Source organism: Pseudonocardia sp. ICBG162 (assembly GCF_020496225.1).
GTDB lineage: Bacteria > Actinomycetota > Actinomycetes > Mycobacteriales > Pseudonocardiaceae > Pseudonocardia > Pseudonocardia alni.
Window position 1 is genome coordinate 1,642,648 of the sequence record NZ_JAHLJD010000013.1, and the last position, 25,745, is coordinate 1,668,392.

Consider the following 25,745-nt stretch of genomic DNA (forward strand, 5'->3'; position numbering starts at 1 on the left):
CGGTGTGTCCACGGCCTACGCCCCCACCGCCCGCAACAACCCCGTCCGGTCGTGACACCCGACGTAGACGAACTCGGTGTCGTCCCCCTCCGCCACGGTCACCTCGTGGTGGAGCCGCAGGTTGGCGGCCGGCCCCATCGTCGACAGGTACCGCATCGCCGCCCGGAAGATCGCCAGATGGGTCGGGTGCGACTCGGCCCAGGTGTCCAGCTCGGCCATGCTGCGCCACCAGCTCAGGCCGAAGGTGCGGTCGGTCGGGGCGCCGTCGTCGTCGAGGACGGTCATGTACCGGTTGACGTGGCAGCCCACGGCGAGCCCCTCGTCGCGCAGGTACTCCATGCCCGCGCGCAGGTGCGGTTCGACGTCCTCGAGGTACATCCGCCGTTCCTCGCCCGCGGTCTCGGTCCACTCCTGCCCGGAGCGGATCAGGCAGACGTTGCGGCCCGGCCGCACCGTCCGGACCGGCCCGTCCACGGTGACCCGCACCCGTCCCTCGGGGGCGATCTCGCCGTCCTGGGCGATCGGGAGGCGGTCGCGGGCGCCGCCCCAGTAGGCGTGCTCGCGGATCTCGCCGCTGAGCCCGTCGGCGAGCCGGGCGACCCCGTCGAGCCGGTCGCTCGAGAACAGGGTCTCGAACCGGTCGACCGTCGGGACGACGACCTCGCGGAACCGACCGAGCCCCGCTCCGGCGTGCTCGGGGGCGGTCCAGTCGTCGGCGGCCCGCCAGCGCCGGTACGCGTCCGGGTCGGTCCAGTAGGCGATGACGACGCGAGTGCGGAAACCGGCCTCGTCGACGTACTCGGCGAGGTCGACGTGCCCGGCGCCACCCGCGACGAGGGAGGCCCGCAGTGCGGCGACCGCCTCGGTGACCGCGGTCGGGACGCCGTCGCGGTCGGGCCACTGCACGCCCAGGTAGGCCATGACGACCTCCCGGGTGTGCTGCGGGAACCGGGCGCTGAACGACGGGTAGGGCGGCCGGAAGTCCGGCCCCGTGCGGGTCGGGACCGTGCGCGGGCGCCGCAGGTGGGGCGCGATCGAGGACTCCACGTCAGCCCCGGTCGGCCGCGGCGACGGGCTCGTCGGCGTCGGCGAAGGCGGGTGCCGGTACCGCACGCTCGACCGTCGCCGGGTGCGGCGACCGGTCGACCAGCAGGCGCAGGACGTCCGGGCGGGAGTAGTGCCCGACCGGGTCGGCCGCGGACTTGGCGATCGCGATGAGCGAGAAGTCGAGGTCGGCGACGACGAGCCCCTCGACGTCCTCGGGCAGGTCCTCACCGAGCGGGGACCCCTCCGGGCCGAAGATCCGGGCGAACCCGCCCCCCTGCAGCAGCAGCTGCTTCTTGACCTCGGTGTCGCAGAACAGGTCGTGCGCAGCCTGCCCGACCGTGGCGCACGGCGAGACGACGAACGTCTGCCCCTCGACGGCGTAGATCATGCTGGCGGCGACGTTCACCTCCGGGCCCAGCGCCCGCGCGCCGCCGCGGTAGACCGAGAAGCTCGGCCACGCCCCCACGTGGATCTGCTCGTCCTGGCTGTACATCGCGTACTTGGTGAGCGGCTGGATGTGCTCCCAGCAGTTGAGGGCGCCGACCCGGCCGATCGGGGTCGGGTGGACCTGCAGGTCGCTGCCGTCGCCCTCGCCGAAGACCGACCGCTCGACGTGGGTCGGCTTGAGCTTGCGCCGCACGCCGAGGATCTCGCCGGTGTCGGACAGGAACCCCTGCGCCATGTACAGCGAGCCGCGCGAGATCTCGCTGAAGCCGAACACCACGTGGATCCGGTTCCGCCCGGCGGCCGCGGCGAGCCGGTGGATGTGCTCGCCGTCGCGGGTCATGGAGTTCTCGGCGTAGCGCGGGACGAACGCCATCCCGGCCGCGGGGGCGTCGAGCCAGATCCACCACGGGTAGCCGGGCAGGAAGGTCTCCGGGAAGCCGACCAGCTGCGCCCCGCGGGCCGCCGCGTCCTCGATGATCCCGATCATCTGCTCGACGCCCGCGTCGAGGTCCAGCCAGCGGGGCTCGGCCTGGACGGCTGCCACCCGGACGGTCTGCGCCATGGTCATCTCCTGGTCGACGGCTCGACGGTCGCTCGTCGACCGCCGCTGCCCGACGAGACTGGCGTCACTCCCGGCGCCGCCCGTGACGGTCCGTGCCACGCACATGACGGTCCGGGCCCGGTCAGACCGTCCGGCGGAACGCCCCCGGCGTCGTGTCCAGCTCCCGGCGGAACGCCCGGTGCAGCTGGGCCTCCCCCGGGAATCCGCTGCGCGCCGCGACCACCGGCAGGCACAGGTCCGGCCGGGCCCGCAGCAGCTCCGACGCCCGTCGCACCCGTTCCGCGCGGAGCAGGGCGGTGAACGTCGTGCCGTCCTCGGCGAGCGCCCGGAACAGGGTGCGCCGGGAGACGCCGCAGGCCGCGGCGACGCCGTCGGCGTCGAGCTGCGGGTCGGCCGCACCGCCCGCGACGGCGCGCCGCACCCGCTGCAGCACCGCGGCCGACCGGCCGCCGGCGGGCACCGAGTCCGCCGCGAGACCGAGCGCGAAGTCCAGCAGCCCGAGCGCGTGCGGGACCAGGGTGCGGCCCTGCTCCGCGGTCGCCGGCTCCCGCGCGAGCCCCAGGAAGAACTCCGACACCAGCCGCCCCGGCCCGTGGGCGGGCAGCGGCACCGCCGTCGCGTACCGGGCGGTCGCCCCGGCCAGCGAGGCCTTGGGCACCTGGATCACGAGCTGCCGGAACGGCCGGTCGAAGCTCAACGTGTACGGCCGGGTGCTGTCGTAGAAGGCCATCGCACCGGGGGCGAGCCGGGCCTCGCGGCCGTCCTGGCGCACCGCACCGGCACCGGTGAGCTGGATGCTCGCCAGGACGCACTCCTCCCCCGAGCGGGCGATGAGCGAGCGGGTGCGGTCGACGTCCTGCGGGCCGGCGTCGACCAGCGACATGTCCAGCCCGGTCAGCTCCCGCCTGCGGATGCTGCCGCCGAACGGCTCCGCGGACCTCGGCCGGGCCGCGAGCTGGACGAAGGTGTCGCAGATGATGTCGCGCCAGTAGTCGAACGCGTCCTCGGTCCCGACCGTCGCCGTCGACCACTCCGCGTTCGTCCCCGGAGCGAATGTCCCCATACCCGAGGAGTGAACCCCGCCACTCCGGGGCCTGTCCAGCACCGCCCGCGTAGATGAGTGGCGCACGTCCGGACGGGGTCGGCTAGATTTTCCACGGCCGTCCGACGGGGCCGAGGAGGTGGTTCATGCGCGGCGACGACGACGCGGTCGAGAGCACGCAGTCCGACCTCGTCCACGCCGCGATGGCGGCCCACGACTGGTCCTCCCACCCGCTCGGCCCGCCCGAACGCTGGTCACCGGACCTGCGCAGCGTCGTCCGGATGCTGCTCGACTCCCGGTTCTCGATGTGGATGGCGTGGGGCCCGGACCTCACGATGTTCTACAACGACGCCTACCGGCGCGACACGCTGCGCGACAAGCACCCGTGGGCGCTGGGCCGCTCGGCGCGCGAGGTGTGGGCCGAGGTCTGGGACGACGTCAGCCCGCTGATCGGGTCGGTGCTCGCCGGCGGTGGGGCCACCTGGGACGAGGACCTGCTGCTGTTCCTCGAACGCAGTGGCTACCCCGAGGAGACCTACCACACCTTCTCCTACAGCCCGCTGCACGAGGACGGCGCCGTCGCCGGGATGCTGTGCGTGGTCACCGAGAACACCGACCGTGTGCTCAGCGAACGCCGCATGCAGACGCTGCGCGACCTCGCCGCCGACCTGGGGCCGACCCGCACCGGGGCGCAGGTGTACGCCGCGGTCGGGCGCGCGCTGGCCGGTAACCCGCAGGACGTGCCGTTCGGGCTGGTCTACGAGTTCACCGAGGACGGCGGGACCCGGCTCGCCGGCTCCGCGGGCATCGCGCCCGACGCGCCCGGTGCCGACCCGGCCGGCTGGCCGCTCGACCCGGTGCGCGAGGGCGGCACGGCGGTCGTCGACGACCTCGCCGCCCGCCTGCCGGGGCTGCCCCACGGCGCCTGGGACCGGCCGCCGTCGCACGCCGTGCTGGTCCCGCTGGCCGGGGCGCAGGGCGAGACCCGGATCCGGGGGGCGCTGGTCGTCGGGCTGAACCCGTTCCGGACCTTCGACGAGCGCTACCGGGCCTTCGTCGACCTCCTGGCGGGCCAGGTCGGGGCCGCGCTGGTCGCCGCGGGCGCCTACGAGGCCGAGCGGGAGCGGGCCGAGGCGCTCGCCGAGCTCGACCGCGCCAAGACCGACTTCTTCTCCAACGTCAGCCACGAGTTCCGCACGCCCCTGACGCTGATCATGGGACCGGTCGAGCAGCTGCGCGACGACCCGCCGGGGCCCGACCGGCTCGCCGCGGAGCTCGACGTCGTGCACCGCAACGCGCTGCGCCTCGGGCGGCTGGTCACCACGCTGCTCGACTTCTCCCGGCTGCAGGCCGGACGGCTGCGCGCGACGTTCGAGCCGACCGACCTCGCCGCCTTCACCACCGAGCTGACCAGCCTGTTCCGGTCGGCGATGGAGCGCGCTGGGCTGGACTACACGGTGGACTGCCCGCCGCTGCCCGGGCCGGTCCACGTGGATCGGGAGTCCTGGGAGAAGGTCGTCCTCAACCTGCTGTCCAACGCGCTGAAGTTCACCCTGGACGGCCGCGTCGCGGTCGCCCTGCGCGCCGACGGCGACGACGCGGTCGAGCTGACCGTCGCCGACACCGGGGCCGGGATCCCCGCCGAGGAGCTGCCCCGGCTGTTCGAGCGGTTCCATCGCATCGCCGGTGCCCGCGCCCGCTCGACCGAGGGGTCGGGCATCGGGCTCGCCATGACCCGCGAGCTGGTCACCCTGCACGGGGGGACGATCACCGCGGCGAGCACCGCGGGCGCGGGCACCACGTTCACCGTCCGGATCCCGACCGGCACCGCCCACCTCGACCCGGACCGCGTCGCCGACACGGCGTCGGGCGGCGCACCGACCGCGACCTCGGAGGCGTTCGTCGGCGAGGCGCTGCGCTGGCTGCCCGGTCCGGCACCGGCGCCCGTCGTCGGGGACGGGGCGGGGCCGGGTGCGCCGGCCTCCGCGGGCCGGATCCTCGTCGCCGACGACAACGCCGACATGCGCGAGTACCTGCAGCGGCTGCTGGCCGACCGCTACGAGGTCCAGCTCGTCGAGGACGGGAAGTCCGCGCTGACCGCGGCCCGGGAGCGCCCGCCGGACCTGGTCGTCACCGACATCATGATGCCGGTGCTCGACGGCATGGAGCTGCTCGCGGCGCTGCGCGGCGACCGTCGTACCGCCGGGGTGCCCGTCCTGCTGCTCTCCGCCCGGGCCGGTGAGGAGGCCGCGATCGAGGGCCTCGGCGCCGGCGCGGACGACTACCTGGTCAAGCCCTTCTCCGCGGCCGAGCTCGTCGCCCGGGTGAACGCCCACCTGAAGCTGGGGCGGGGCCGTCGCGACGCCGAGGCCCGGTTCACCGCCATGGCCGACCTGGCCCCGGCCCTGATCTGGGTCGCGGACCCGGACGGCGCGCGGACCTACGTCAACTCCGGCTGGCAGGAGTTCACCGGCCGGGAGGTCCCCGCGGACCTCGGCGACGGCTGGACCGACGGGCTGCACCCCCAGGACCGGCAGCGCTACCGCGACCGCGTGGCCCCGGCGCTCGCGTCCGGGACGGGCTGGCAGATCGAGTACCGGCTCCGCCGCGCCGACGGCGCCTTCCGCTGGATCCTCGAGCACGCCGTCCCGCTCCACACCGGCACCGACGGGACGGTCACCGGCTGGGTGGGCAGCGGCACCGACATCAACGTCCGCTACCGCGAGTCCGAACGCCAGACGCTGCTCGCCCGGCTCAGCCGGGAGCTGGACAGCTCCGACGGCGTCGACAACCGGCTGCGGCGGCTGACCGCGCTGCTCGTCGAGACCCGGCTGGCCGACGTGTGCACGGTCCGCCGCGTCGACGACGCCGGGCAGCTCGTCCGGGTCGCCCGGTGCGGTCCGGACGCCGCGACCGAGGAGGTGCTCGACGAGCGCCCCGCCGAGACCTCGTTCGGCCTCCAGGTCCTCGACGCCGGCGCCGCCGTCCTGTGGGACGACACCGCGCCCGGCGCGATGGTCCCCGGCTCCCCGATCCCCGCGCGCTCCGCGGTCGGGGTGCCGCTGTCCGCGCGCGGCCGGGCGCTGGCCGTCCTGGTGCTGGTCCGGGGCCCGCGGACGACGCCGTACGCCCCCGACGACATCGAGCTCGTCACCGAGCTGGCCGACCGCGCCGCGCTCGCGCTCGACAACGCGCTTCTGCTCGCCGACGAGCGGGCCAACGCCGACCGGCTGGCGCTGCTGCAGCGGGCCACCGCGCAGCTGTCCGCCGCCGCCGACCCGACCGAGGTGGCCCGGACCGTCGTCACCCACCTGAGGGCGCTGCTCGGCACCTGCCGGATCGCGGTCTACGAGCTCGACCCGGCCGGGCAGCAGCTGCGGGCGCTGGCCCTGCACGACGTCGCCGACCCGCAGGCGTGGCGCGAGGTGCCGCTGAGCTCGCCGGCCCCGGCGGCGGTGACCGCCCGCCAGGCCCGCGCGCTGTGGCTGGAACCGGGCACCGACTGGCGTGAGCGCCACCCGGAGCTGGCCACCCTGCTCGACGGCCTCGGCCACGCGACCGTCTTCACCCTCCCGCTGGTCACCGCCGCGCGCACCGTCGGCGTCATCGCGGTCGCGTTCGGGACGCCGCGCCCGCTCACCCCGAGCGAGCGCGCCACCCTGCTCGCCCTGACCGACCCGGCCGCGCAGGCGCTCGAACGCGCCCGGCTCTACCGCGCCGAGCGGGAGGTCGCCCACACCCTGCAGCGCACGCTGCTGCCCACCCGCCTGCCCGACCTCGACACCGTGGAGATCGCGGTGCGCTACCAGGCCGGCGCCGCGGGCACCGAGGCCGGCGGCGACTGGTACGACGTCGTCGACCTCGGCGGCGGGCGGGTCGGGCTGTCGGTGGGCGACGTCGTCGGGCAGGGCGTCGCGGCGGCCGCGGTGATGGCCCAGCTGCGCACTGTGCTCTCCGGGGCCGTCCGGCAGGGCCGCGACCCCGCGTCCGCGCTGGAGCTGCTCGACGAGTTCGCGACCTGGATCCCCGGCGCCCGCTACTCGACGGCGGCCTGCGTGGTCGTCGACCCCGGCCGCGGGGAGCTGCGCTGGGCGCGGGCCGGGCACCTGCCCGTGCTGGTCGTCGACGAGAACGGCAGCCGCTACCTCGCGGGCGGCCACAACCCCGTCCTGGGGATCCGCGGCCGGCCGCCCTTCGGCGAGGGCGTCGCCCCGATCGCGGCCGGGCAGACGCTGGTGCTCTACACCGACGGGCTCGTCGAGCGCCGGGGCGAGGTCGTCGACGAGGGGCTGGACCGGCTGGCCCGGATCGCCGCCGAGGTGGCGGGGCTGCCGCCCGAGCAGTTCGCCGACCAGATCGTCGACCGGGCCCTGGCCGGGGCCGCCCACACCGACGACGCCGCGCTGGTCTGCGTCCGCGTCCTCCCGCCCGACATCGACCTCACCGTCCCCGGGTCCGCCCGGGAGCTGCCGGGGATGCGCCGCCGGGTCCGGCGCTGGGCCGGCCACGTGGGTCTGGGCGAGGACCTCGGCGACGACCTGGTCCGCGCGATCGACGAGGCCGCCGCCAACAGCGTCGAGCACGGCTACGCCGAGTTCGACCCGCCCGGTGAGGTGCGCCTGCGTCTCGGGTACACCCCGCACGACGGCGTCCGGGCCCAGGTCGCCGACACCGGCCGCTGGCGGCCGCCGCCGCCCGACCCCGGCTACCGCGGGCGCGGCCTGCAGATGATCCGCGCCATCGCCACCACCGCCGAGATCGACACGGCGGGCCGGGGCACCGTGGTGCGCATGCGGATCACCCCGGACCCGCACACGCCCGCCGTGGCGCAGCAGCCCGCGCCGCCCGTACGGCCCTCCCCCGGGCGCCGGCGCACCGAGCTGCACGACGACGGCCGCAGCGGCGACGCCCGCCGCCTCACCCTGGCCGGCGACCTCGACCTCGCCGGGGCCGCCGAGATCCGCGACCGGCTCCTGGAGCTGGTCGCCGCCGGGCCGGTGCTCCTCGTGCTCGACGGGCCGACCTACGTCGCGAGCAACGGCTCCGCCCTGCTCGCCGAGGCCGCCGACCGGGCGGGCGCCCGCGGGCACCGGCTGCGGGTCGAGGTGCCGCCGGGCCCGGCGCGGCACGCGCTGGAGCTCTCCGGGCTGCTCACGCTCCTGGGGTGAGGGCCACCAGGGCGGCCGCGTCGTCCGCGGTGACGGCCCGGTGCCAGGTGGGACCGTCGACGACGAGCGGCCCGAGGTTGCACGGCCCCAGGCAGCCGCACGGGGTCACCTGGGTCGTGGTGCCCCGCGCGGCCGCGGCGAGGGCACGGTGGGTCTCCCCCGCCCCGTACACCAGGCACCGCGGGCCGCGGCAGACGAACAGGTGCCGGTCCGGGACCTCCAGCTCGGAGAACGCCGGGCTCGCGAACCCTCCCGGAGACGCGGTGACCGGCTCGCCCTCGGACGCGGCCAGCGCGCCGACGGCGTCCGCGACGACCTCGGTCAGCCCCGGCGCGATCCGCACCTGCGGCCCGTCGCCCGACGCCGCGCCGCGGTGCGCGACCGCGCGGGCGATCCAGGTCGTCAGGTAGCGGTCGGCCGGGACCGCGAGCGGCACGACGAGGACCGAGGCGACCCCGTCCGCGGCCAGCGCGTCGAGGGCGGCGGGGACCGACGGGGTCTCCTGGTCGAGGTGGGCGTGGCGGACGGGGCCGGGGACGCGTTCCGCGACCGCCCGGACCAGCCCGGCGAGCGAGCGGGCGTCCACCCCGGCCGGGGTGGGGCGCGCGACCAGCAGGAGTGCGCGGTCGGTCGTCGTCATCGGTGTGCTCCCTGCGTCCGGGGTGAGGGGTCGAGGCGACCGGACCGCATCGTCACGATGCGGTCGGCCCAGGTTGCCAGCCGGTCCCGGTCGTGGCTGACGACCAGGACCGCGGTCCCGGCCCGGGCCACCCCGGCGAGCAGCGCGGTGACCTCGGCGGCGGTCGCGACGTCGAGGCTCGCGGTCGGCTCGTCGGCGACGAGCAGCGCGGGCTCCGCGGCCAGCGCCCGCGCGATCGCCACCCGCTGGGCCTGCCCGACCGACAGCGTCGCGGGTCTGCGGTCGGGGTCGACCTCGCCCAGGCCGACCCGGTCCAGCATCGACGCCGCCCGCCGGCGCGCCGCGGCCCGGGACAGCCGGCCGTCGCGGGCCCGGACGGGTTCGACCAGGGTGCGCCACAGCGGCCAGCGCCGGTCGAGCGAGGCGACCGGGTCCTGGAACACCGGCATCACCCAGCCGGGGCGGGCGGACCCTGCGCCGTGGACGACCGTGCCGGCGTCGGGCCGTTCCAGGCCCGCGACGAGGCGGGCCAGCGTGGACTTCCCCGAGCCGGACCGCCCGACCAGACCGAGCACCTCACCGGCCCGCAGCGTCAGCGAGACCTCGTCCACCGCGGTGACGGTGCCGTAGCGGCGGCGGACCCGGTCCGCGCGGACCACGACGTCGGAGCCGCCACCGCCGGATCCGACACCGCCGGATCCGCCGTCATCGGGGCCGCCGTCGCCGGGGCCGCCGTCGTCGGGGCCGCCGGGACCCGCGGGCGGCGCGGGCCGGGTGGCGGGCACCGCGGCGGCGACCAGCGTGCGGGTCGCGGGCGCCGCGGGGGCCGCGAGCAGCCGGGCCGCCGGGCCGCGCTCGACGACCCGGCCCCCGTCGAGCACCACGACCTGCTGCGCGTGCCGGGCGACCAGGGCCAGGTCGTGGCTGACCATCAGCAGTGCGCCGCTGCGCTCCCGGACCAGCGCCAGCACCTCGTCGGCGAGCTCCGCGTCGAGCGCGCTGGTCGGTTCGTCGGCCAGGGTCAGCGGCGGCGAGTGCGCGGCGCCCGCCACGATCGTCGCCCGCTGCAGCATGCCGCCGGACCAGGTGTGCGGGTGCCGCGCGGCGCTGCCGGCCGGGTCCTCGATGCCGACCGCGGCGAGGTCGGCGTCGACCCGGCCCGCCGGCGGGGTTGCGCGGTGCGCCCGCCACGCCGAGGCGACGTGGTGCCCGACGGTGCGCAGCGGGTCGCAGGCCGCGAACGGGTCCTGCGGCACGTACCCGATCACCGGGCCGCGCAGCGCGCGCAGCGCGACCTCGGGCAGACCGAGGACCTCGCGACCGGCCACCCGGACGCTGCCGGTCACCGTCGTCCCGGCCGGGAGCAGGCCCAGCACGGTGCGGACCAGGGTGGACTTCCCGCTGCCGGAGCGGCCGACGACGGCCCAGCGCTCGCCGTCGTCGATGCGCAGGTCGACGTCGTCGAGGGCCCGGTGGCCGTCCGGGTAGGTGACGGTCAGGCCGCGGACCTCCAGCACGCTCACCGGTGCCCCCGCGGGTCGGTCACGTCGCGCAGCGCGTCGCTCACCAGGGTCGCCGCGGCGACGGCGAGGACCAGCCCGGCCCCGGGCCCGATCAGCTGCCACGGCGCGAAGGCGAAGGTCTCCCGCCCGGCCGCGAGCATGGTGCCCCACTCGGCGGTGGGCGGCTGGGCGCCCAGCCCGAGGAAGGACAGCCCGGCCAGGAGCAGCACGGCGTCGCCGAGCCCCAGGGTCGCCGCCACCGACACCTGGGCGGTGACCCCGGGGACGACGTGGGTCAGGACCGCGCGCACCGGTCCGACCCCCGCCATCCGCGCCGCGACGACGTCCGGCCGGTGCCGGGCGCCCTGCGCGACGCTGCGGGCGAGCCGGGCGAGCGAGGCCCAGCTCGTCACCACCATCGCCAGCACCAGGTTGAGGTGCCCGGGTCCGAGCACACCGACCACGGCGAGGGTCAGCACGAGCGTCGGCAGCCCGAGCATGACGTCGGTGGCGCGGGTGAGCACGGTGTCGAGGGCGCCGCCCACCGCACCGGCCAGCGTCCCGACGACGATCCCCACGACCGCGGACAGGACCATCACCGCCACCGCGGCGCCCAGCGAGCTGCGGGCCCCGGCGACGCTGCGGGCCAGCAGGTCCCGCCCGGCGTGGTCGGTGCCGAGCAGGTTGCCCGGCGACGGCGGCGCGAGCTGGCGGGTGTAGTCGGGCAGGTCGGGGTCCGGGAGCACCCACGGCCCGACGACCGCCGCGACCAGCAGGACCGCCGCCATGGCGAGCCCGGCGCGGGCCGCCGGGCTCGCGAGCAGGGCGCGAGTGGTCCGCCCGTCGAGACCGCGCGGGACGGGCGGTGCCGCGGGGGTGAGGATCCCGGCCCCGGTCACCGCGCACCGCGCAGGCGGGGGTCGATCACGGCGCAGACGAGGTCGAGGACCAGGCTCGCCACCACGTAGGCGACGACGGCCAGCAGGGTGAACCCGACAATCACCGGCATGTCCCGGGCCGTGATCGCCTCGACGGTGAACCGCCCGACGCCCGGCCAGGTGAACACGCTCTCGACGATCGAGGCGCCGCCGATCAGCGCCGCCGTGCCCAGCCCGACCATGGTCAGGAACGGGGCGAGCGCGTGCGGCAGCCGGTGCACCAGCAGGACGCGCAGCGGACCGGCGCCGCGGGCCCGCGCGACCGTCACGTGCCCGGCACCGCCTGCCTCCACCAGGCTCGTGCGCAGCACCCGCGACCACACGGGCACCGACCCGGCGGCGAGGACGAGCGCGGGCAGCAGCACCGTGCCCCAGCCGCCGTCGGCGATGACCCGGCCGAGCCCGGCCCGGACCACGACCAGGTCGAGCAGCACCACCCCGAGGACGAACCCGGGGACCACCAGCAGGACGAGCGCCACGACCCGCGACACCGTGTCCGGCCAGCGCCCGGCACCCAGTGCCGCCGTCGTCCCGAGCGCCAGCGCGGCGACGACGGCGATCCCGAGCGCGGCGACGGTCAGCCGCAGCGTCGCGGGCAGCCGCTGCGCGAACTCGGCGGCCACCGGCCGTCCGGTCCGCCAGGAGACACCGAGGTCGCCGCGCACGGCGTCGCCGGCCCACCGTCCGAACCGGACCGGCAGCGGGTCGTCGAGCCGCAGCTCGGCGCGGACCGCGGCCACCGCGGCCGGGGCGGGTTCCAGGACCCCGCGCGCCTGCAGGACCCGTTGGGCCGGGTCGCCCGGGGTGACCGCGAGCATCCCGAAGACGAGCACGGCCGCACCGGCCAGGGTGAGCAGGGCCTGACCGAGCCGCCGGAGGACGGTGCGCACCTGCTCAGCCCGTCGGCGCCGTGTCGTGGGCGACCCACAGGTTGGAACCCTCGATCGCGTAGCCGCTCCACGCGGGCGAGGTGACGACGGCGGGCCTGCGCAGCCCGACGTAGGCGAGGTGCCCGCGCTCGGCGATGCGCTGCTGGACCCGGCGGAGCAGGTCGTCGCGGGCGGCCGGGTCGAGCTCGACGCCCACCCGGTCGACGAGCGCGTCCAGCTCCGGGTCGGCGATGCCGCTGAAGTTGGCCTCCCCGTCGCTGCGGACCATGGTCTGCAGCGGCAGGACGTAGTCCCCGCCGAAGGAGATGAAGCCGCGGGAGCTGATCCCGGAGTTCCAGCCGGTGCCGGTCTTGAGGACGGAGTCGATGTCGGGCACCTGGCGGATGTCGACGCCGACGCCCAGCTCCGCGAGCTGGGCCTGCAGCGCGAGGGCGACGGCGTCGGAGTCGGGCTGCTCGGGGTAGGTCAGCATCGAGAAGCGCAGCGGGCGGCCGTCGCGGGTGCGGGGACCGTCGCCGGTCCGCACCCAGCCCGCCTCGTCGAGCAGCCGCTCCGCGGCCGCCACGTCGGTGCGCTGGGTCGTCTCCGCCCACGGCCGGCTCGGCACGTACAGGCCGGTGGCCGGCAGGAACTGGCCCTGCATGACCTCGTTCGCGATCGCGTCGTAGTCGACCGCGGCGTAGACGGCCCGGCGGACGCGGTCGTCGTCGAAGGGGGCCTCGCGCTGGTTGAGGAACAGCGGCAGCGACGGGCCGGTGGGCTCGTCGGTCACCACCGCGACGTCGTCGCGGCCCGCCAGCGTGGGCAGCGTCGCGCGCGAGGGGTAGAGCGCGATGTCGGCCTCCCCGGCCTGGACGGCCTGGATCCGTGCCGCCGCCTCGGGGACGAAGCGCACGGTCACCGCCTCCAGCGCGGGCGGACCGTCCCAGTGGTCGGCCCGCGGGGCCAGCCGGGCGGCCGAGGAGTCCAGGGACTCCACCACGTAGGGGCCGGTGTAGATGCCGGCGTCGACCAGGGCGGACGCGGGCGCGCCGGAGTCGCGGTGCGCGCGGTACGCGGCGCTGTCGTAGACGGGCAGGATCGACTCGTCGGCGAGCAGCGCGGGCACGTTCGGCGCCGGGCGCCCGGTGGTGAGCACGACCTCGTGCGGTCCGGTCGCCGCCGCCGTGGCCCCCGGGAGGGCCGCGGCGAACGAGGCGTTGTCGGCCAGCTGGAAGGTGATCAGCTCGGCGAGCGCGGCGGCGTCGAGCGGGCGGCCGTTCACGAACGAGGCGTCGGACGGCAGGGTCATCCGCCAGGTCAGCGGGCCGGTCGAGGTCAGCTCCTCGAGCACCCACGGGGTCGGGTCGCCGGCGCGGTCCGGGCGCATGAGCAGCTCCGCGTAGCCGAACTCGACGCCCCAGATCGCGTTCTCGGCCGGGTCCAGGTCGTCGATCGCGAAGCTCGTGGCGAAGGTCAGGGTGCGGTCGTCCGCGCCTCCGCCGGTGCCGCCGGTCGTCTGCACGCACCCGGCGGTGAGCAGCAGGACGGCCGTCGCCGCCGCGATGGCACTCATGATCCGTCTCGCAGGCATGGGTGTCCCTCCCCCGACGGCGGACCCCGCGGCCACGACGCCGACACGACAATTCGGATGATCGTCACGATCGGCTTACTCATACGTGAACACCTGAACCGATGTACAGACGTAGTGACGGTGGTCGCTCAGTCCCGGGTCTGCGGCGCACCCGTGGCGCGCACCGTCCACCGGTCCGGTCCGCCGCGCAGGTCGGTGCCGGTCAGCGGGCCCGCGTCGACCCGCCAGAACGCCGTGGCGGGTGCCCCCAGGACCAGCACGACGGCGGCCCGGACCACGGCCGGCCCGCACACCGCGACCGTGTGCCCGCCCCCGACGCCGGCCAGCACGCCCCGGACCCGGTCGAGCAGGTCGTGCAGCGACTCCCCGCCGTGCGGCGCCGCCGCCGGGTCGGCGAGCCAGGCCGCCACCCCGTCCGGGTCCTCGGCGGCGACGACGTCGAGCGGGCGGCCCGCCCAGGCGCCCGCGTCCCAGGACCGCAGCGCCGGATCGGCCTCCCCCGGGCCGCCCAGTGCGGCGCACGTCGCCACCGACGCGGGGTCCGGCGCGTGCCGGAACCGGTCGGCCCGGAGCCGGGGCAGGGCGCGCAGGTGGGCCTCCGCACCCGGCCCGACGGGCTCGTCGGCCGGGAAGTGTGCGCCCCGCGTCCCGTTCGTGGCGGCATGCGTCACCAGTGTGAGCCGACAGGTCCCCCTGGTCACTTGACGACCCCTGACGCCGCGCGCACCATTTCTCCGTGCATCTGTTCAGATGTACACCCCCGAACCCCGGAGCGACCGATGACCCACGCCGTCCCCGCACCGCTCACCGGAGCCGTACCGGCTCCCATCCCGCTGCGCGAGATCGCACCGTGGGCGATCTTCGCCGGCGTCGTCATGCTCGTGCTGCTGTACCTGGTCGGCATCGACCAGGGCGTCACCTCGCTGGTCCCCGGCGCGATGATCCACGAGTTCGTCCACGACGGCCGGCACCTGCTCGGCTTCCCCTGCCACTGACGCGGAGCCGGACGTGATCGTGAGAGCTCTGCTGGTCCGCGGCATGATCGCGGGCCTGGCCGCGGGTGTCGTGGCCTACCTGTTCGCCCGGTTCTTCGGCGAGCCCCCGCTGGACGGCGGGATCGCCTTCGAGGACGCCATGGCCGCGGCCTCCGACGAGCACGCCCACGAGGAGCTGGTCAGCCGCGCCGTCCAGGCGAACGTCGGGCTCGGTGTCGCCTACGTCGTATACGGCATCGCGATCGGCGGCATCCTCGCCCTCGTGTTCGCCGTCGCGCGCGGACGGCTGGCGCCGCTGGGCTCGCGGTCGACCGCGGTGGTCGTCACGCTGCTCGGGTTCGTCTCGGCGGTGCTGGTGCCGCTGGTGAAGTACCCGGCGAACCCGCCCGCCTCCACCGCCGACGACACCATCGGCTCGCGCACCGGGCTGTTCCTGCTCATGGTGGTCGTCTCGATCGCGCTGATGGTCGTCGCCGTGGTCGCGTCCGAGCGGCTGACGCCGCGGCTGGGCCGGTGGAACGCCGTCGTCGCCGCCGGGGTCGGCTACCTCGTGGTGACCCTCGTCGTCGGGTCGCTGCTGCCCGCCGTCGCCGAGACGCCCGCCGACTTCCCGGCGACGGTGCTCTACGACTTCCGTGCCGCCGCACTGGGCGCGCAGGTCGTCGTCTGGGGCGTGTTCGCGCTCGTGTTCGGCGCACTCGTGCACGAGCGCAGCCCGGCCACGGGGACGGCCCGGCGCGCCGCCGTCGGCTGAGCCGCCGCGGGCGGGTCAGCGGCAGATCACGTCGTCGGGCGGGAGCGTCCCGTCCACCAGGTACGACGTCGTGACCCCCAGCGCGCACGGGGTGTCCCCGACGCCCGCGTAGACGCCGTGGCCGCTCCCGTTCTCGACGACGAGCCGGGCCCGGTCGCCGAACTTCTCCCGGAGGAGCTCACCGCCGCGCAGCGGGGTGACCGGGTCGTGGCGGTTCTGCACGATCAGCACGTTCGCCGGGCCCTCGTCGAGCACCCGGACCGGCGGCTCGGCCGGCTCGTACGGCCAGAAGGCGCAGGGCAGCACGTTCGCGCTCGCCGCGCCGTACACCGGGAACCGCTCGCGGTCCTGCGCCACCGCCCGCTGGTAGACCGCGACGTCCCGCGGCCAGGCGACGTCGTTGCAGGTGGTGGCCAGGAACGCCGTGTACCCGTTGTCCTGCGGCGACGGGCCCGGGGGCGGCGCGGGGGCGGGCGGCGCCGGGGCGGCCGGGGCGTCGCCGGACAGCAGCGACTGCCAGGCCGCGGCGGTGCTGCCGTAGAGGGTCGGGCCGTACAGGCCGACGAAGGTGGCCGCCCGGAACACCCGCCCGTCGACCCCGCCCGACGGCCGGTCGTCGAGCCGCGCGGCGAGCCGGAGGTAGGTTTGCCGCACCTCCTCCGGTGTGGCGCCCAGCCCGTAGGTGCCGTGCCGGTCGGCGGCCCAGCGGGCGAAGTCCCCGAAGGTCTCCTCGGCGCCGAGTGCGTAGCGGCGGATGCCGTCGGGGTCGAGGTGGGTGTCACCGACGTTGCTGTCGAGCACGACGCGGTCGGAGCGGTCGGGGAACAGGGAGGCGTAGGCCGCCCCGAGCGCCGAGCCGTAGGAGAAGCCGAGGAAGCTGGCCTTCTCCTCGCCGAGCGCGGCCCGGATGCGGTCCATGTCCCGGGCGACGTTGGCGGTCGTGACGTGCCGCAGGTGCCCGTTGCGGTCGTTCGCCGCGCACCGCTGCGCCACCTCCCGCGCGACCTCGGCCGTCCGCAGGACCGCCGCGTCGTCGGCGGCGTACGGCGGGATGTTGCCGATGTAGTCCTGGTCGGTGGTGAACCCGCAGCTCACCGGGTCCGAGTGGCCGACCCCGCGGGTGTCGAACCCGATGATGTCGTAGCTCTCCTGCACGCTCGCGGGCAGACCGCGCTTCACCAGGTCGTTCGCGAACGCCAGCCCGGACCCGCCCGGACCCCCGGGGTTCAGGATCAGGATCCCGCGGCGCTTCTCCGGCTTCGTGCTCGCCAGCCGCGACACCGTGATCGTGATCTGTTCGCCGTCGGGGCTGCCGTGGTCCAGCGGCACCGGGATCTGCGTGCACTGCAGCGCCACCAGCGGCGCCACCACGTCCGCGGGGCAGGGGCCCCACTCCGGCCCTGCCGCGGGTTCCGCCGCCCCCGCGGGAGCCGCGACCGCCGCACCGGTCAGCCCGGCCAGCAGCGCCAGCACCGTCGCCCGTATCAGGTTCCGTCGTCCTCGCATCGTTCCCGTCCCCTCGTCGCGGTCGGGGCGGACGCTAGGAACGCCGCCCGGCTCCGCACATCGATCGAACGGCGACGGCCTCCGACCGAAGTCGTAGTGCGGGACCTTCGGCCCGGGCCGGGCGTGCCGCCCGGCCCTGCCCCGACCGTCGTTCCCGGAGGAGCATCGGTACCGGGACGACGGAGGAGGTCACCATGGTCGAGGTGCGCGGGGAGCTCACGGTGATGGTCGCGCTGGCCGGTGCCGACCGGCGGCGGTCGCTGGACACCGCGGCCGCGATCGGGGCCGAGCTGGCCGGGCAGGGGCTGCGCCCGCTCGTCGTCCGGGCGGGCGACGCCCGCACGCTCGCCGGGGTCGCCGGCGTCGTGCTCGTCGGGGCGTGGGGCAGGCCGTGGGCCCGCGTCGCCGCGAGCCGGTTCCTGCACCGGCACGCGGCGGTGCTGCGGGTCCGACCGCTGTGGATGGTCGACGCCGCGCCCGCCGGGGACGGCCGTCCGCACCCGGTGCCGGCGCCGGACCTGGAGCTCCCGGTGCGGCTGCACACGGCCGGGACACCCGGCGGGCGGGAGTGGACGGCCGGGCTCGCCGCCGCGGCGGTGTCGCGGTGACGGCGGCGTCGCCGTCCGGGCCGGAGGTGCTGCGCCGCGCGCTCACGGCGGCGGTGCGCGCCCCCTCGGTGCACAACACCCAGCCGTGGCGCTGGCGGGTCGCGACCGACCGGCTGGAGCTGCACGCCGACCCCGACCGGCGGCTGCCCTTCACCGACCCCGACCGGCGCGACCAGCTGGTCAGCTGCGGGTCCGCGCTGGGCTTCCTGCACGTCGCGCTCGCCGCGCTCGGGGCGGGCCACGAGGTCACCCGGCTCCCGACCGGGGACCGGAACCACCTGGCGACGGTCCGGCTCACCGGGGCTCCCCCGGACCCCGCCGACCACACCGTGGCGGCGCTGGCCCGGGCGATCCCGCGCCGGCGCACCGACCGGCGGCCCTTCCGCGAGGGTGTGGACTCGCGGCACGCACGCGCGGTCCTCGGCGAGCACGCGGCGCGGTACGGCGCCACCCTGCACACCGTGACCGACGCGGTCGCCCGCGAGCACCTCGCGGCGCTGGAGGACACGGCGGCGCGGGAGGCCCGCGCCCGGCCCGGCCAGGCCGCCGAGCTGCTGGTCTGGACCCACCGCTACCCGGGCTCGCACGACGGGGTCCCGGCCGGGTCGCTCCCCCGCGGCGCACCGTGGCGGCCGGGCCCCGACCTGGGCGTGCGCTTCCCGGGCGGCTCGCTGCCGGCCCGGGCCGCCGTCCGCGACGAGGCCACGATCATGGTGCTGACCACCCGCGCCGACGACGACCCGGCCCGGCTCGCCGCCGGGGAGGCGGCCGGGGTCGTGCTGCTCGCCGCCACCGCGCTCGGTCTCGCGACCTGCCCGCTCTCGCGGGTGCTGGAGGCGTCCCGGACCCGGGCGGACCTGGCCCGGCAGGTCCTGCGCACCGCCGACCACCCGCAGCTGCTGCTGCGCGTCGGCCGCCCCCAGGACGACGCCGAGCTCCCGGAGACACCGCGCCGCAGGCCCGCCGACGTCCTGCTGCACTGACCGCCGCACCGGCTGCCGCACCGATGTCCCCGTGACCGGGAGCACCCGGGCGCCGGGACCTTCGGCCCGCCCGGTGTGCCCGGAACGCCCGTTAGCCTCGGCCCGACGACGACCCGGCCCCGGAGGACGACGATGACGATCTCGGTGTTCCTGCTCGACGACCACGAGATCGTGCGCCGCGGGCTGGCCCAGCTGCTCGGCATGGAGGACGACATCGAGATCGTCGGCGAGGCCGGGACCGCGGCGCAGGGCCTCGCCCGGATCCCCGCCCTGCGCCCGGACGTCGCGCTGCTCGACGTCCGGCTGCCCGACGGCGACGGCGTCTCGGTGTGCCGCGACCTGCGCTCGGCGGTCGTCCCGCCGCCGGCCTGCCTGATGCTGACCTCGTACTCCGACGACGAGGCGCTGTTCGGCGCGATCATGGCCGGGGCAGCCGGGTACCTGCTCAAGCAGGTCGCGGGCGTCGACCTGGTCGGTGCCGTGCGCACGGTCGCCGCCGGCGGCTCGCTGCTCGACCCGCGGGCGACCGCCGCGGTGCTGGCGCGGCTGCGCACCGGCGGCTCCGACCCCGAGGCCGACCCCCGCTACGACACCCTCAGCCCGCAGGAGCAGCGGATCCTCGGGCTCGTCGCCGACGGGCTCACCAACCGCCAGATCGGCGCCACGCTGCACCTGGCCGAGAAGACCGTGAAGAACTACGTGTCCTCGATCCTGCACAAGCTCGGGTTCTCCCGGCGCACCGAGGCCGCCGTCTACGCCGTCGAGCGCCGCCACGGGCGCTGACCCGCTCAGCCCAGCGGGACCGTCCACCGCAGCCGGGTGCCCCCGGTCGCGACGCGCTCGACGACCGAGGTGCCGCCGAGCTCGGCCGCGCGGTCGGCGATGTTGCGCAGCCCGCTGCGCCGGCCGGTGGGGCCGATGCCGCAGCCGTCGTCGACGACCTCCGCGGTCAGCTCCTCCCCGGCGTCGACCCGCACGTGCAGGCGGGCCGCACCGGAGTGGCGGACCGCGTTCGACGTGGCCTCGCGCACCACGGCCAGCAGGTGCACGGCGACGTGCGCGGGCACGACGGTGTCGACCGGTCCCGCGGTGTCGACGGTCGCGTCGATCCCGGACGCGGCCGTCACCTGCGCGACGGTGTCGAGCAGCCGCCGTCGCAGACCGCCGCCGCCCTGGTCCGCGGTGTGCAGGTCGAAGATCGAGGTGCGGATCTCGCGGACCGTGCGGTCCAGCTCGTCGACGGCCTGCCCGACCTGCTCGCGCACGGCGGCGCCCGCGGCGTCGTCGCCGGCGCGGCGCAACGTGCCCTGCAGGGTGAGGCCGACCGCGAACAGCCGCTGGATGACGTGGTCGTGCAGGTCGCGGGCGATGCGGTCGCGGTCGGCGAGCACCGCGAGCTCGCGCTGGGTGCGCTGCTTCTCCCCCAGCTCCAGGGCCAGCGCCGCCTGGTCGGCGAAGGACACCAGCAGCGGCACCTCCGACGGCCGGAACGGCGGGTCGCCGGGGGCGCGGCGGGCGACCAGGACCCCGCTGACCCGGGTCACGGCCCGCATCGGCACCGCGACGACCGGCCCGCGGGCGCCGTCGACGCTGACCGCGGCCTCGGTGACGTCGGCCAGGACCGGCTGGCGGAGCTCGACGGCCCGGCGCAGGAGCGCGTCGTCGGGGCCGCCGGCCAGCCGCGGACGGCCCGCGGTCGCGCCCTCCCGGAAGCCGCCGTCGTCGTCGGGGCCCAGGGCGATCAGGGTCCCGTCGGCCCGGGACAGCTCCAGGCTGCGCCGGGCGACGAGCGCGAGCGTGTCGGCCTCGCCGGTGCCGGCCAGCACCTCGCCGCGGATCTCGGCGAGCGCCTCCAGCCACTGCTGGCGGAGCAGGCCCTGCTCGAACAGGTCGGCGTTCTGCACGGCGATCCCGGCCGCGGCGGCGAGCGCCATGAGGATCAGCTCGTCGTCGGCGGTGAACTCGGTGCCGGTGCGCTTCTCGGTGAGGTAGAGGTTGCCGTAGACGGCGTCGCTGACCCGTACGGGGACGCCGATGAAGCTGCGCATCGGCGGGTGGTTCGGCGGGAAGCCGACCGAGGACGGGTGCGCCGACAGGTCGTGCAGGCGCAGCGGACGCGGGTCGGCGATCAGCTGGCCGAGCAGGCCGCGGCCCTCGGGCGGGCGTCCCAGCGCGGTGCGGGTCGCCTCGTCCAGGCCGACGTCGACGAAGCGGGCGATGCTGCCGTCCGGGGCGAGCACGCCCAGCGCGCCGTAGCGGGCGTCGACCAGGTCCACCGCGGACTGCACGATCCGCTGCAATGTGGTGTCCAGCTCCAGACCGGCCGCGACCCCGAGCACCGCGTCGAGCAGCCGCTGCGTCCGCCGCCGGGTGGACGCGATCTCGGCGAGGCGGTCCTGCACCTCGCCGATCAACTGGTCCAGGCGCAGGCCCGCCAGCAGACCGGAGATCTCGCCCTGCCCGTCACCGTCCCCGCGACCGTGTCCCTCGTCCGTCGTCGTCACCGGGCCGACGATACGGCCGGCGTCCGGCACGGGCCGGGACCTTCGTACCTGTCCCACCGGCACCGGCGGCGCCCACCATCGCCACGGAGGCACCGGTGAACGCCCGGTCGCCGGGAGGGACGCACATCATGGACACCGTCGGCACGGCCGCGCCGGTCACCCCGATCCTCGGACTCGACGCCGCGGCGACCGCCCGGGTGCTGGCGACGGCGGGCCTGGCGCCGTCGCTGCACAACGCCCAGCCGTGGCGGTTCCGGGTCGGGTCCGACCACCTCGAGCTGCGGGCCGACCCCGCGCGACGGCTGCCGGTCGCCGACCCGACCGACCGCGAGCTGCGGATCGGCTGCGGGGCGGCGCTCTACGGGCTGCGTCTCGCACTGGCCGGGGCCGGGATCCGCCCGCTCGTCACCCGCCTCCCCGACCCGTCGGACCCGGAGCTGCTCGCGGTGGTCCGGCGCGGCGCGGCGATGCCGGCCACCCCCGAGCAGCGACGGCTGCTGGAGGCGGTGCCGCGCCGGCACACGAACCGGCGTCCGTTCTCCGACGTCCCGGTGCCGAACCCGACCCGCTTCGCGCTCACCCGCGCCGCGTTCGAGGAGGGCGCCTGGCTGCAGCTGGTGACCGACCCGGAGGACCTCGCGGTGCTGGGCGGCCTCGCCCGCGAGGCGCACGCCCGCCAGTCCGCCGACCCCGCGTTCGTCGCGGAGATGGCGGCCTGGACCGGCCGGCACAGCGGCCTCGACGACGGCGTCCCCGCCTCGGCGGGCGGACCGCTGCCGGCCCCGAACCAGCCGTGGGTGACCCGGGACTTCGGCGGGCCCGCCCACCCGCGGCCCGCGCCGGCCGCGTTCGAGTCGGCCCCGCTGATCGCGGTGCTGACCTCGCACCTCGACGGCCCCCGCGACGACCTGCGCGCCGGCGAGGCCCTGGCCCGGGTGCTGCTGACCGCGACCGCCGAGGGCCTGTCGGCGTCGCCGGTGTCCCAGCTGGTGGAGGTCCCCGACGTGCGCGAGCGGGTGCGCCGCTCGCTCGCCCGGGACCGGCCCCCGCAGGTCGTCCTGCGCCTGGGCCACGGGGTCCCCGTCCCGGCGACGCCGCGACGCCCGGCCGCCGACCTGGTCGACCCGGGCTGACCCGGCACCGGTCCGGGACCTTCGTCCCGGACCGGGCGGGCCGTCCGGTACGCCGCGGACCGACCTTCGCCCGGAGCCCCGCCCGCCCGGTCCGGACGACGATCGGGTGACGGGTCCACACGGGACCCGCCGGCTCCGGAGGGGCGTGATGAACCTCGATCTCGCGCGGTGGCAGTTCGCGATCACCACCGTCTACCACTTCCTGTTCGTCCCGCTGACGATCGGTCTGTCCCTGCTCGTCGCGGGCCTGCAGACCACCTGGTTCGTCACCGCCGACGACCGCTGGCTGCGCGCGACGCAGTTCTGGGGAAAGCTCTTCCTGATCAACTTCGCGATGGGCGTCGTCACCGGCATCGTGCAGGAGTTCCAGTTCGGGATGAACTGGAGCGACTACAGCCGCTTCGTCGGCGACATCTTCGGCGCCCCGCTGGCGATCGAGGGCCTGCTCGCCTTCTTCCTGGAGTCGACCTTCCTCGGTCTGTGGATCTTCGGCTGGGACCGGCTGTCGAAGGGCGTGCACCTCGCCTGCATCTGGCTGGCCGCGATCGGGACGGTGCTGAGCGCCTACTTCATCCTCGCCGCGAACTCCTGGATGCAGCACCCGGTCGGCTCCACCGTGAACGCCGCGACCGGCCGGGCGGAGCTGACCGACTTCGGTGCGCTGCTGACCAACTCCACCGCCGTCGGGGCGTTCTCCCACACCCTGACCGCCTGCCTGGTGACGGCCGGGATGTTCCTGGTCGCGATCAGCGCGTGGAACCTGGTGCGGGACCGTCACCCCGAGGTCTTCCGCCCCTCGATCCGGGTCGGGCTGTGGACGACCCTGGCCGGGAGCCTGGGCGTCGTGCTCACCGGGGACCTGCAGGCCCGGCTGATGACCGAGCAGCAGCCGATGAAGATGGCCGCGGCCGAGGCGCTCTACGACACCGTCGCGCCGGCGTCGTTCTCGGTGTTCACCATCGGCTCGCTCGACGGCACCCGCGAGCTGTGGAGCCTGCGGGTGCCGCGGCTGCTGTCGTTCCTGGCCACCGGCACCTGGGACGGCGAGGTGGAGGGCGTCCACCAGCTGCAGGACAGGGCCGTCGCCGCGTTCGGGCCGGGTCTGTACACACCGGACATCCCGCTCAGCTACTGGATGTTCCGGCTGATGATCGGCTTCGGGCTGCTGGCGGCGCTGCTCGCCGTCGTCGGGCTGTGGCTGACCCGGCGTTCCCGGGCGACGCGGCGGCTGCCGCGCTGGTTCGGCCCGGCGGCCGGCCTGGGTCTGGCCGCGCCGCTGCTCGCGAACTCCGCGGGCTGGATCTTCACCGAGGCGGGCCGCCAGCCCTGGGTCGTCTACGGCGTGCTGCGCACCGCCGACGGCGTCTCGCCGAGCGTCGGCTGGGCGTCGGTGCTCACCTCGCTGGTCGTGTTCACGCTGCTCTACGGCGCGCTGGCCGTCGTCGAGGTCGTCCTGCTCGTCCGGGCCGTGCGCGCCGGTCCGCCGCCGCCCGCGGGCGTCGCCGACCCGGAGCCGGCCGGGACCACCGCCCCCGTACCGACCTACTGAGGAGGGGACCGACATGGCACTCGTCGACGTCTGGTTCGTCCTGATCGCGGTCCTGTGGACCGGTTACCTCTGCCTGGAGGGCTTCGACTTCGGGGTGGGGATGCTGCTGCCCGTCGTCGCCCGCGACGAGCCCGACCGGCGCGTCGCGCTCGGCACGATCGGCCCGGTGTGGGACGGCAACGAGGTGTGGCTGATCGTCGCGGGCGGCGCGACCTTCGCCGCGTTCCCGGAGTGGTATGCGAGCCTGTTCTCCGGCTTCTACCTGGCGTTCCTGCTGCTGCTCGTCGCGCTGATCCTGCGCGGGATCGCGCTGGAGTACCGGGGCAAGGAGCCGCGCTGGGCCCCGGTGCTGGACCGCGTGCTGACCGGCTCGTCGCTCGCCGCGGCGCTGCTGCTCGGGGTGGCGCTGGCGAACATCGTCCACGGTGTCCCGCTCGACGCCGACCACGAGTTCACCGGCACGCTGCTCACCCTGCTCCACCCCTACGCACTCCTCGGCGGCGTCACCACGGTGCTGGTCTTCGCCCTGCACGGGGCGGCCTTCCTCGCGCTGAAGACCGACGGCCCGGTGCGCGAGCGCTCCACCACCGTCGCGGTGACGGCCGGGCTGTGCGCGATCCCGGCGGGTGCGGCGTTCCTGGTCTGGACGCTGCTCGACGGCGCCCCGGTGTGGGTCGTCGCCCCGGTCCTGGTCGCGGCCCTCGGGCTGGGCGGCGGGACCCTCGCCGCCGTCCGGGGCCGGTCAGGCTGGTCGTTCATCGCGACCACGGTCGCGATCGTCGCCGTCGCGGTGACGCTGTTCGGGTCGCTGTACCCGGACGTGCTGCCGTCGACGACCGACCCGGCCTTCTCGCTGACCGTGGTGAACGCGGCGTCGACGCCGTACACGCTGACGATCATGACCTGGGTGGCCGCGGTCGTCACGCCGGTCGTGCTCGCCTACCAGGCCTGGACTTTCTGGGTGTTCCGGCGGCGGCTGACCCGCGAGGACGTGGTGGACGCGGCGCACTGAGACCCCGGGCCGGGGACGGTGTCAGGCGCGGGACGCGGCGGCGATCCCCAGCAGCTCCAGCCGGTCCGCCGTCTCCGACCCCGGCTCGCACCCGTAGACGACGAGCTGCTGTCCCGGCGCCGACCGGACGTCGAACGACTGCAGGTGCAGGTCCAGCGCGCCGACGTCGGGGTGCACCAGCCGCTTGTGCTCGGCATCCTTGCCCCGCGCGTCGTGCCGGGCCCAGTGCTCGGCGAACTCGCGGCTGCGGTCCAGCATCGCCGTGAGGACCTGCCGGACACGGGGGTCGTCGGGGGCCTGGCCGTGCAGCACCCGGAACCCGGCGACGGTGTTCGCCGCCGCCGCCGCGGTCCGGTCGGCGTAGAAGGTGCGGGAGGCCGGGTCCTCGAAGACCTTCTCGACGAGGTTGGTCCCGGGGACGAACCCGAGCGCCGCCCCGAGCCGGTTGGCGCCCAGCACGTCGTAGGCGCGGCCGAGGACGATCGCGGGCCGGCCCGGCCAGCTGTCCAGCAGGGCCGCCAGCTGCGGGTCGAGCCGCTCGTCCGCGATCGGGGCCCGGGGCCGCGGTGCCGCCCCCGCCAGCCGGAACAGGTGCATCCGGGCGTCGTCGTCGAGCCGCAGGACGGCCGCGAGCGCCTCCAGCACCTGCGCCGACGGGTTGCGCTCGCGGCCCTGCTCCAACCGCACGTAGTAGTCGGCGCTCATCCCGGCCAGCAGCGCGACCTCCTCACGACGCAGCCCCGGGACACGACGGACCCCCGCCGAGACCAGGCCGACGGCGTCGGGGGTCACCTGTGCGCGCCGGGTCCGCAGGTACTCGCCGAGCGGTGTGGCCACCATGGACGCGACCCTAGGCGACCCCGCGCCGGCCCGGGTGGGTGTGGCACTCCCA

Annotated in this window: 21 protein-coding genes; 9 read left to right on the top strand and 12 right to left on the bottom strand. The window is 76.3% G+C overall.

Annotation, left to right across the window (positions count from 1 at the left end; translation table 11 throughout):
- Positions 1-15: 15 nt before the first annotated feature.
- From KPL60_RS10675 to KPL60_RS10690, 3 genes are all read right to left on the bottom strand, one after another.
- A complete protein-coding gene (locus KPL60_RS10675; protein WP_308016726.1) occupies positions 16-1,047 on the bottom strand; it encodes a phenylacetaldoxime dehydratase family protein in 1,032 nt (343 codons plus the stop codon).
- A gap of 1 nt (position 1,048) precedes the next feature.
- A complete protein-coding gene (locus KPL60_RS10685) occupies positions 1,049-2,056 on the bottom strand; it encodes a carbon-nitrogen hydrolase family protein (protein ID WP_264198742.1) in 1,008 nt (335 codons plus the stop codon).
- A 121-nt stretch (positions 2,057-2,177) separates the two neighbouring features.
- Positions 2,178-3,119 (bottom strand): helix-turn-helix domain-containing protein, encoded by a 942-nt coding sequence (locus KPL60_RS10690; protein WP_226365702.1) that lies wholly within the window; start codon positions 3,117-3,119, stop codon positions 2,178-2,180.
- A gap of 125 nt (positions 3,120-3,244) precedes the next feature.
- On the opposite strand from KPL60_RS10690, the gene KPL60_RS10695 reads away from it, so the two are divergent.
- Positions 3,245-8,266: a SpoIIE family protein phosphatase gene (locus KPL60_RS10695; RefSeq protein ID WP_226365703.1), complete on the top strand. Its 5,022-nt coding sequence runs from the start codon at positions 3,245-3,247 to the stop codon at positions 8,264-8,266.
- On the opposite strand, the gene KPL60_RS10700 is transcribed toward KPL60_RS10695, so the two are convergent.
- The 6 genes from KPL60_RS10700 to KPL60_RS34260 all read right to left on the bottom strand — a co-directional run bounded on the left by KPL60_RS10700 (position 8,250) and on the right by KPL60_RS34260 (position 14,480).
- The gene (locus KPL60_RS10700; RefSeq protein ID WP_226365704.1) at positions 8,250-8,906 is read right to left on the bottom strand and encodes a (2Fe-2S) ferredoxin domain-containing protein; all 657 of its coding nucleotides are present in this window, start codon (positions 8,904-8,906) and stop codon (positions 8,250-8,252) included. The two genes, KPL60_RS10695 and KPL60_RS10700, sit on opposite strands and share 17 nt — an antisense overlap.
- Positions 8,903-10,429, bottom strand: a complete 1,527-nt coding sequence (locus KPL60_RS10705) for an ABC transporter ATP-binding protein (protein WP_226365705.1) — start codon at positions 10,427-10,429, stop codon at positions 8,903-8,905. Before KPL60_RS10705 ends, KPL60_RS10700 begins: the two co-directional genes overlap by 4 nt.
- Entirely contained in the window at positions 10,426-11,307 is an 882-nt protein-coding gene (locus tag KPL60_RS10710) for an ABC transporter permease (protein WP_226365706.1), read from the bottom strand. Before KPL60_RS10710 ends, KPL60_RS10705 begins: the two co-directional genes overlap by 4 nt.
- Positions 11,304-12,236, bottom strand: coding sequence for an ABC transporter permease (locus KPL60_RS10715; RefSeq protein ID WP_226356151.1), 933 nt, complete (start codon positions 12,234-12,236; stop codon positions 11,304-11,306). Before KPL60_RS10715 ends, KPL60_RS10710 begins: the two co-directional genes overlap by 4 nt.
- Positions 12,237-12,240: 4 nt before the next feature.
- Complete coding sequence (locus tag KPL60_RS10720; RefSeq protein ID WP_226365707.1) at positions 12,241-13,791, bottom strand: ABC transporter substrate-binding protein; 1,551 nt, start codon at positions 13,789-13,791, stop codon at positions 12,241-12,243.
- Positions 13,792-13,937: 146 nt separating this feature from the next.
- On the bottom strand, positions 13,938-14,480 hold the full coding sequence (locus KPL60_RS34260) for a histidine phosphatase family protein (RefSeq protein ID WP_308016727.1): 543 nt from the start codon (positions 14,478-14,480) through the stop codon (positions 13,938-13,940).
- Between the two features lie 108 nt (positions 14,481-14,588).
- Here KPL60_RS34260 and KPL60_RS10730 point away from each other — a divergent pair, with 108 nt between their 5' ends.
- Complete coding sequence (locus KPL60_RS10730) at positions 14,589-14,804, top strand: CbtB-domain containing protein (protein ID WP_226356148.1); 216 nt, start codon at positions 14,589-14,591, stop codon at positions 14,802-14,804.
- A gap of 13 nt (positions 14,805-14,817) precedes the next feature.
- A complete protein-coding gene (locus KPL60_RS10735; protein ID WP_226365709.1) occupies positions 14,818-15,558 on the top strand; it encodes a CbtA family protein in 741 nt (246 codons plus the stop codon).
- 15 nt (positions 15,559-15,573) lie between these two features.
- Here KPL60_RS10735 and KPL60_RS10740 read toward each other — a convergent pair whose 3' ends face one another.
- Positions 15,574-17,064, bottom strand: a complete 1,491-nt coding sequence (locus KPL60_RS10740; RefSeq protein ID WP_226365710.1) for an alpha/beta hydrolase — start codon at positions 17,062-17,064, stop codon at positions 15,574-15,576.
- Positions 17,065-17,258: 194 nt separating this feature from the next.
- Between KPL60_RS10740 and KPL60_RS10745 the strand changes: the two genes are divergently transcribed.
- The 3 genes from KPL60_RS10745 (at position 17,259) to KPL60_RS10755 (ending at position 19,438) form a co-directional block, all read left to right on the top strand.
- Entirely contained in the window at positions 17,259-17,672 is a 414-nt protein-coding gene (locus tag KPL60_RS10745) for a hypothetical protein (protein WP_226365711.1), read from the top strand.
- Positions 17,669-18,655, top strand: a complete 987-nt coding sequence (locus tag KPL60_RS34615) for a nitroreductase family protein (RefSeq protein ID WP_226356144.1) — start codon at positions 17,669-17,671, stop codon at positions 18,653-18,655. The genes KPL60_RS10745 and KPL60_RS34615 overlap by 4 nt, the downstream gene beginning before the upstream one ends.
- Before the next feature lie 132 nt (positions 18,656-18,787).
- Positions 18,788-19,438, top strand: a complete 651-nt coding sequence (locus KPL60_RS10755; RefSeq protein ID WP_226365712.1) for a response regulator transcription factor — start codon at positions 18,788-18,790, stop codon at positions 19,436-19,438.
- A gap of 5 nt (positions 19,439-19,443) precedes the next feature.
- Here the strand turns inward: KPL60_RS10755 and KPL60_RS10760 are convergent, their stop codons facing one another.
- Positions 19,444-21,159 carry a GAF domain-containing protein gene (locus KPL60_RS10760; protein ID WP_226365713.1) on the bottom strand — a complete coding sequence of 572 codons (1,716 nt, stop codon included), beginning with the start codon at positions 21,157-21,159 and terminating at the stop codon, positions 19,444-19,446.
- A gap of 128 nt (positions 21,160-21,287) precedes the next feature.
- On the opposite strand from KPL60_RS10760, the gene KPL60_RS10765 reads away from it, so the two are divergent.
- The 3 genes from KPL60_RS10765 to cydB all read left to right on the top strand — a co-directional run bounded on the left by KPL60_RS10765 (position 21,288) and on the right by cydB (position 24,853).
- The gene (locus KPL60_RS10765) at positions 21,288-22,292 is read left to right on the top strand and encodes a nitroreductase (RefSeq protein ID WP_226365714.1); all 1,005 of its coding nucleotides are present in this window, start codon (positions 21,288-21,290) and stop codon (positions 22,290-22,292) included.
- A gap of 148 nt (positions 22,293-22,440) precedes the next feature.
- Complete coding sequence (locus KPL60_RS10770; protein WP_255655365.1) at positions 22,441-23,841, top strand: cytochrome ubiquinol oxidase subunit I; 1,401 nt, start codon at positions 22,441-22,443, stop codon at positions 23,839-23,841.
- A gap of 13 nt (positions 23,842-23,854) precedes the next feature.
- Complete coding sequence (gene cydB, locus KPL60_RS10775; RefSeq protein ID WP_226365716.1) at positions 23,855-24,853, top strand: cytochrome d ubiquinol oxidase subunit II; 999 nt, start codon at positions 23,855-23,857, stop codon at positions 24,851-24,853.
- A gap of 21 nt (positions 24,854-24,874) precedes the next feature.
- Here the strand turns inward: cydB and KPL60_RS10780 are convergent, their stop codons facing one another.
- Positions 24,875-25,693 carry a helix-turn-helix domain-containing protein gene (locus KPL60_RS10780; protein WP_226365717.1) on the bottom strand — a complete coding sequence of 273 codons (819 nt, stop codon included), beginning with the start codon at positions 25,691-25,693 and terminating at the stop codon, positions 24,875-24,877.
- Between the last annotated feature and the right edge of the window lie 52 nt (positions 25,694-25,745).

Excerpts from the sequence above, each read along its gene's own strand:
- KPL60_RS10685 (WP_264198742.1), bottom strand. The coding sequence starts at position 2,056 with ATGGCGCAGACCGTCCGGGTGGCAGCCGTCCAGGCCGAGCCCCGCTGG.
- KPL60_RS10690 (WP_226365702.1), bottom strand. The coding sequence starts at position 3,119 with ATGGGGACATTCGCTCCGGGGACGAACGCGGAGTGGTCGACGGCGACG.
- KPL60_RS10695 (WP_226365703.1), top strand. The coding sequence starts at position 3,245 with ATGCGCGGCGACGACGACGCGGTCGAGAGCACGCAGTCCGACCTCGTC.
- KPL60_RS10700 (WP_226365704.1), bottom strand. The coding sequence starts at position 8,906 with ATGACGACGACCGACCGCGCACTCCTGCTGGTCGCGCGCCCCACCCCG.
- KPL60_RS10720 (WP_226365707.1), bottom strand. The coding sequence starts at position 13,791 with ATGAGTGCCATCGCGGCGGCGACGGCCGTCCTGCTGCTCACCGCCGGG.
- KPL60_RS10730 (WP_226356148.1), top strand. The coding sequence starts at position 14,589 with ATGACCCACGCCGTCCCCGCACCGCTCACCGGAGCCGTACCGGCTCCC.
- KPL60_RS10740 (WP_226365710.1), bottom strand. The coding sequence starts at position 17,064 with ATGCGAGGACGACGGAACCTGATACGGGCGACGGTGCTGGCGCTGCTG.
- KPL60_RS10745 (WP_226365711.1), top strand. The coding sequence starts at position 17,259 with ATGGTCGAGGTGCGCGGGGAGCTCACGGTGATGGTCGCGCTGGCCGGT.
- KPL60_RS10755 (WP_226365712.1), top strand. The coding sequence starts at position 18,788 with ATGACGATCTCGGTGTTCCTGCTCGACGACCACGAGATCGTGCGCCGC.
- KPL60_RS10765 (WP_226365714.1), top strand. The coding sequence starts at position 21,288 with ATGGACACCGTCGGCACGGCCGCGCCGGTCACCCCGATCCTCGGACTC.
- KPL60_RS10770 (WP_255655365.1), top strand. The coding sequence starts at position 22,441 with ATGAACCTCGATCTCGCGCGGTGGCAGTTCGCGATCACCACCGTCTAC.
- cydB (WP_226365716.1), top strand. The coding sequence starts at position 23,855 with ATGGCACTCGTCGACGTCTGGTTCGTCCTGATCGCGGTCCTGTGGACC.
- KPL60_RS10780 (WP_226365717.1), bottom strand. The coding sequence starts at position 25,693 with ATGGTGGCCACACCGCTCGGCGAGTACCTGCGGACCCGGCGCGCACAG.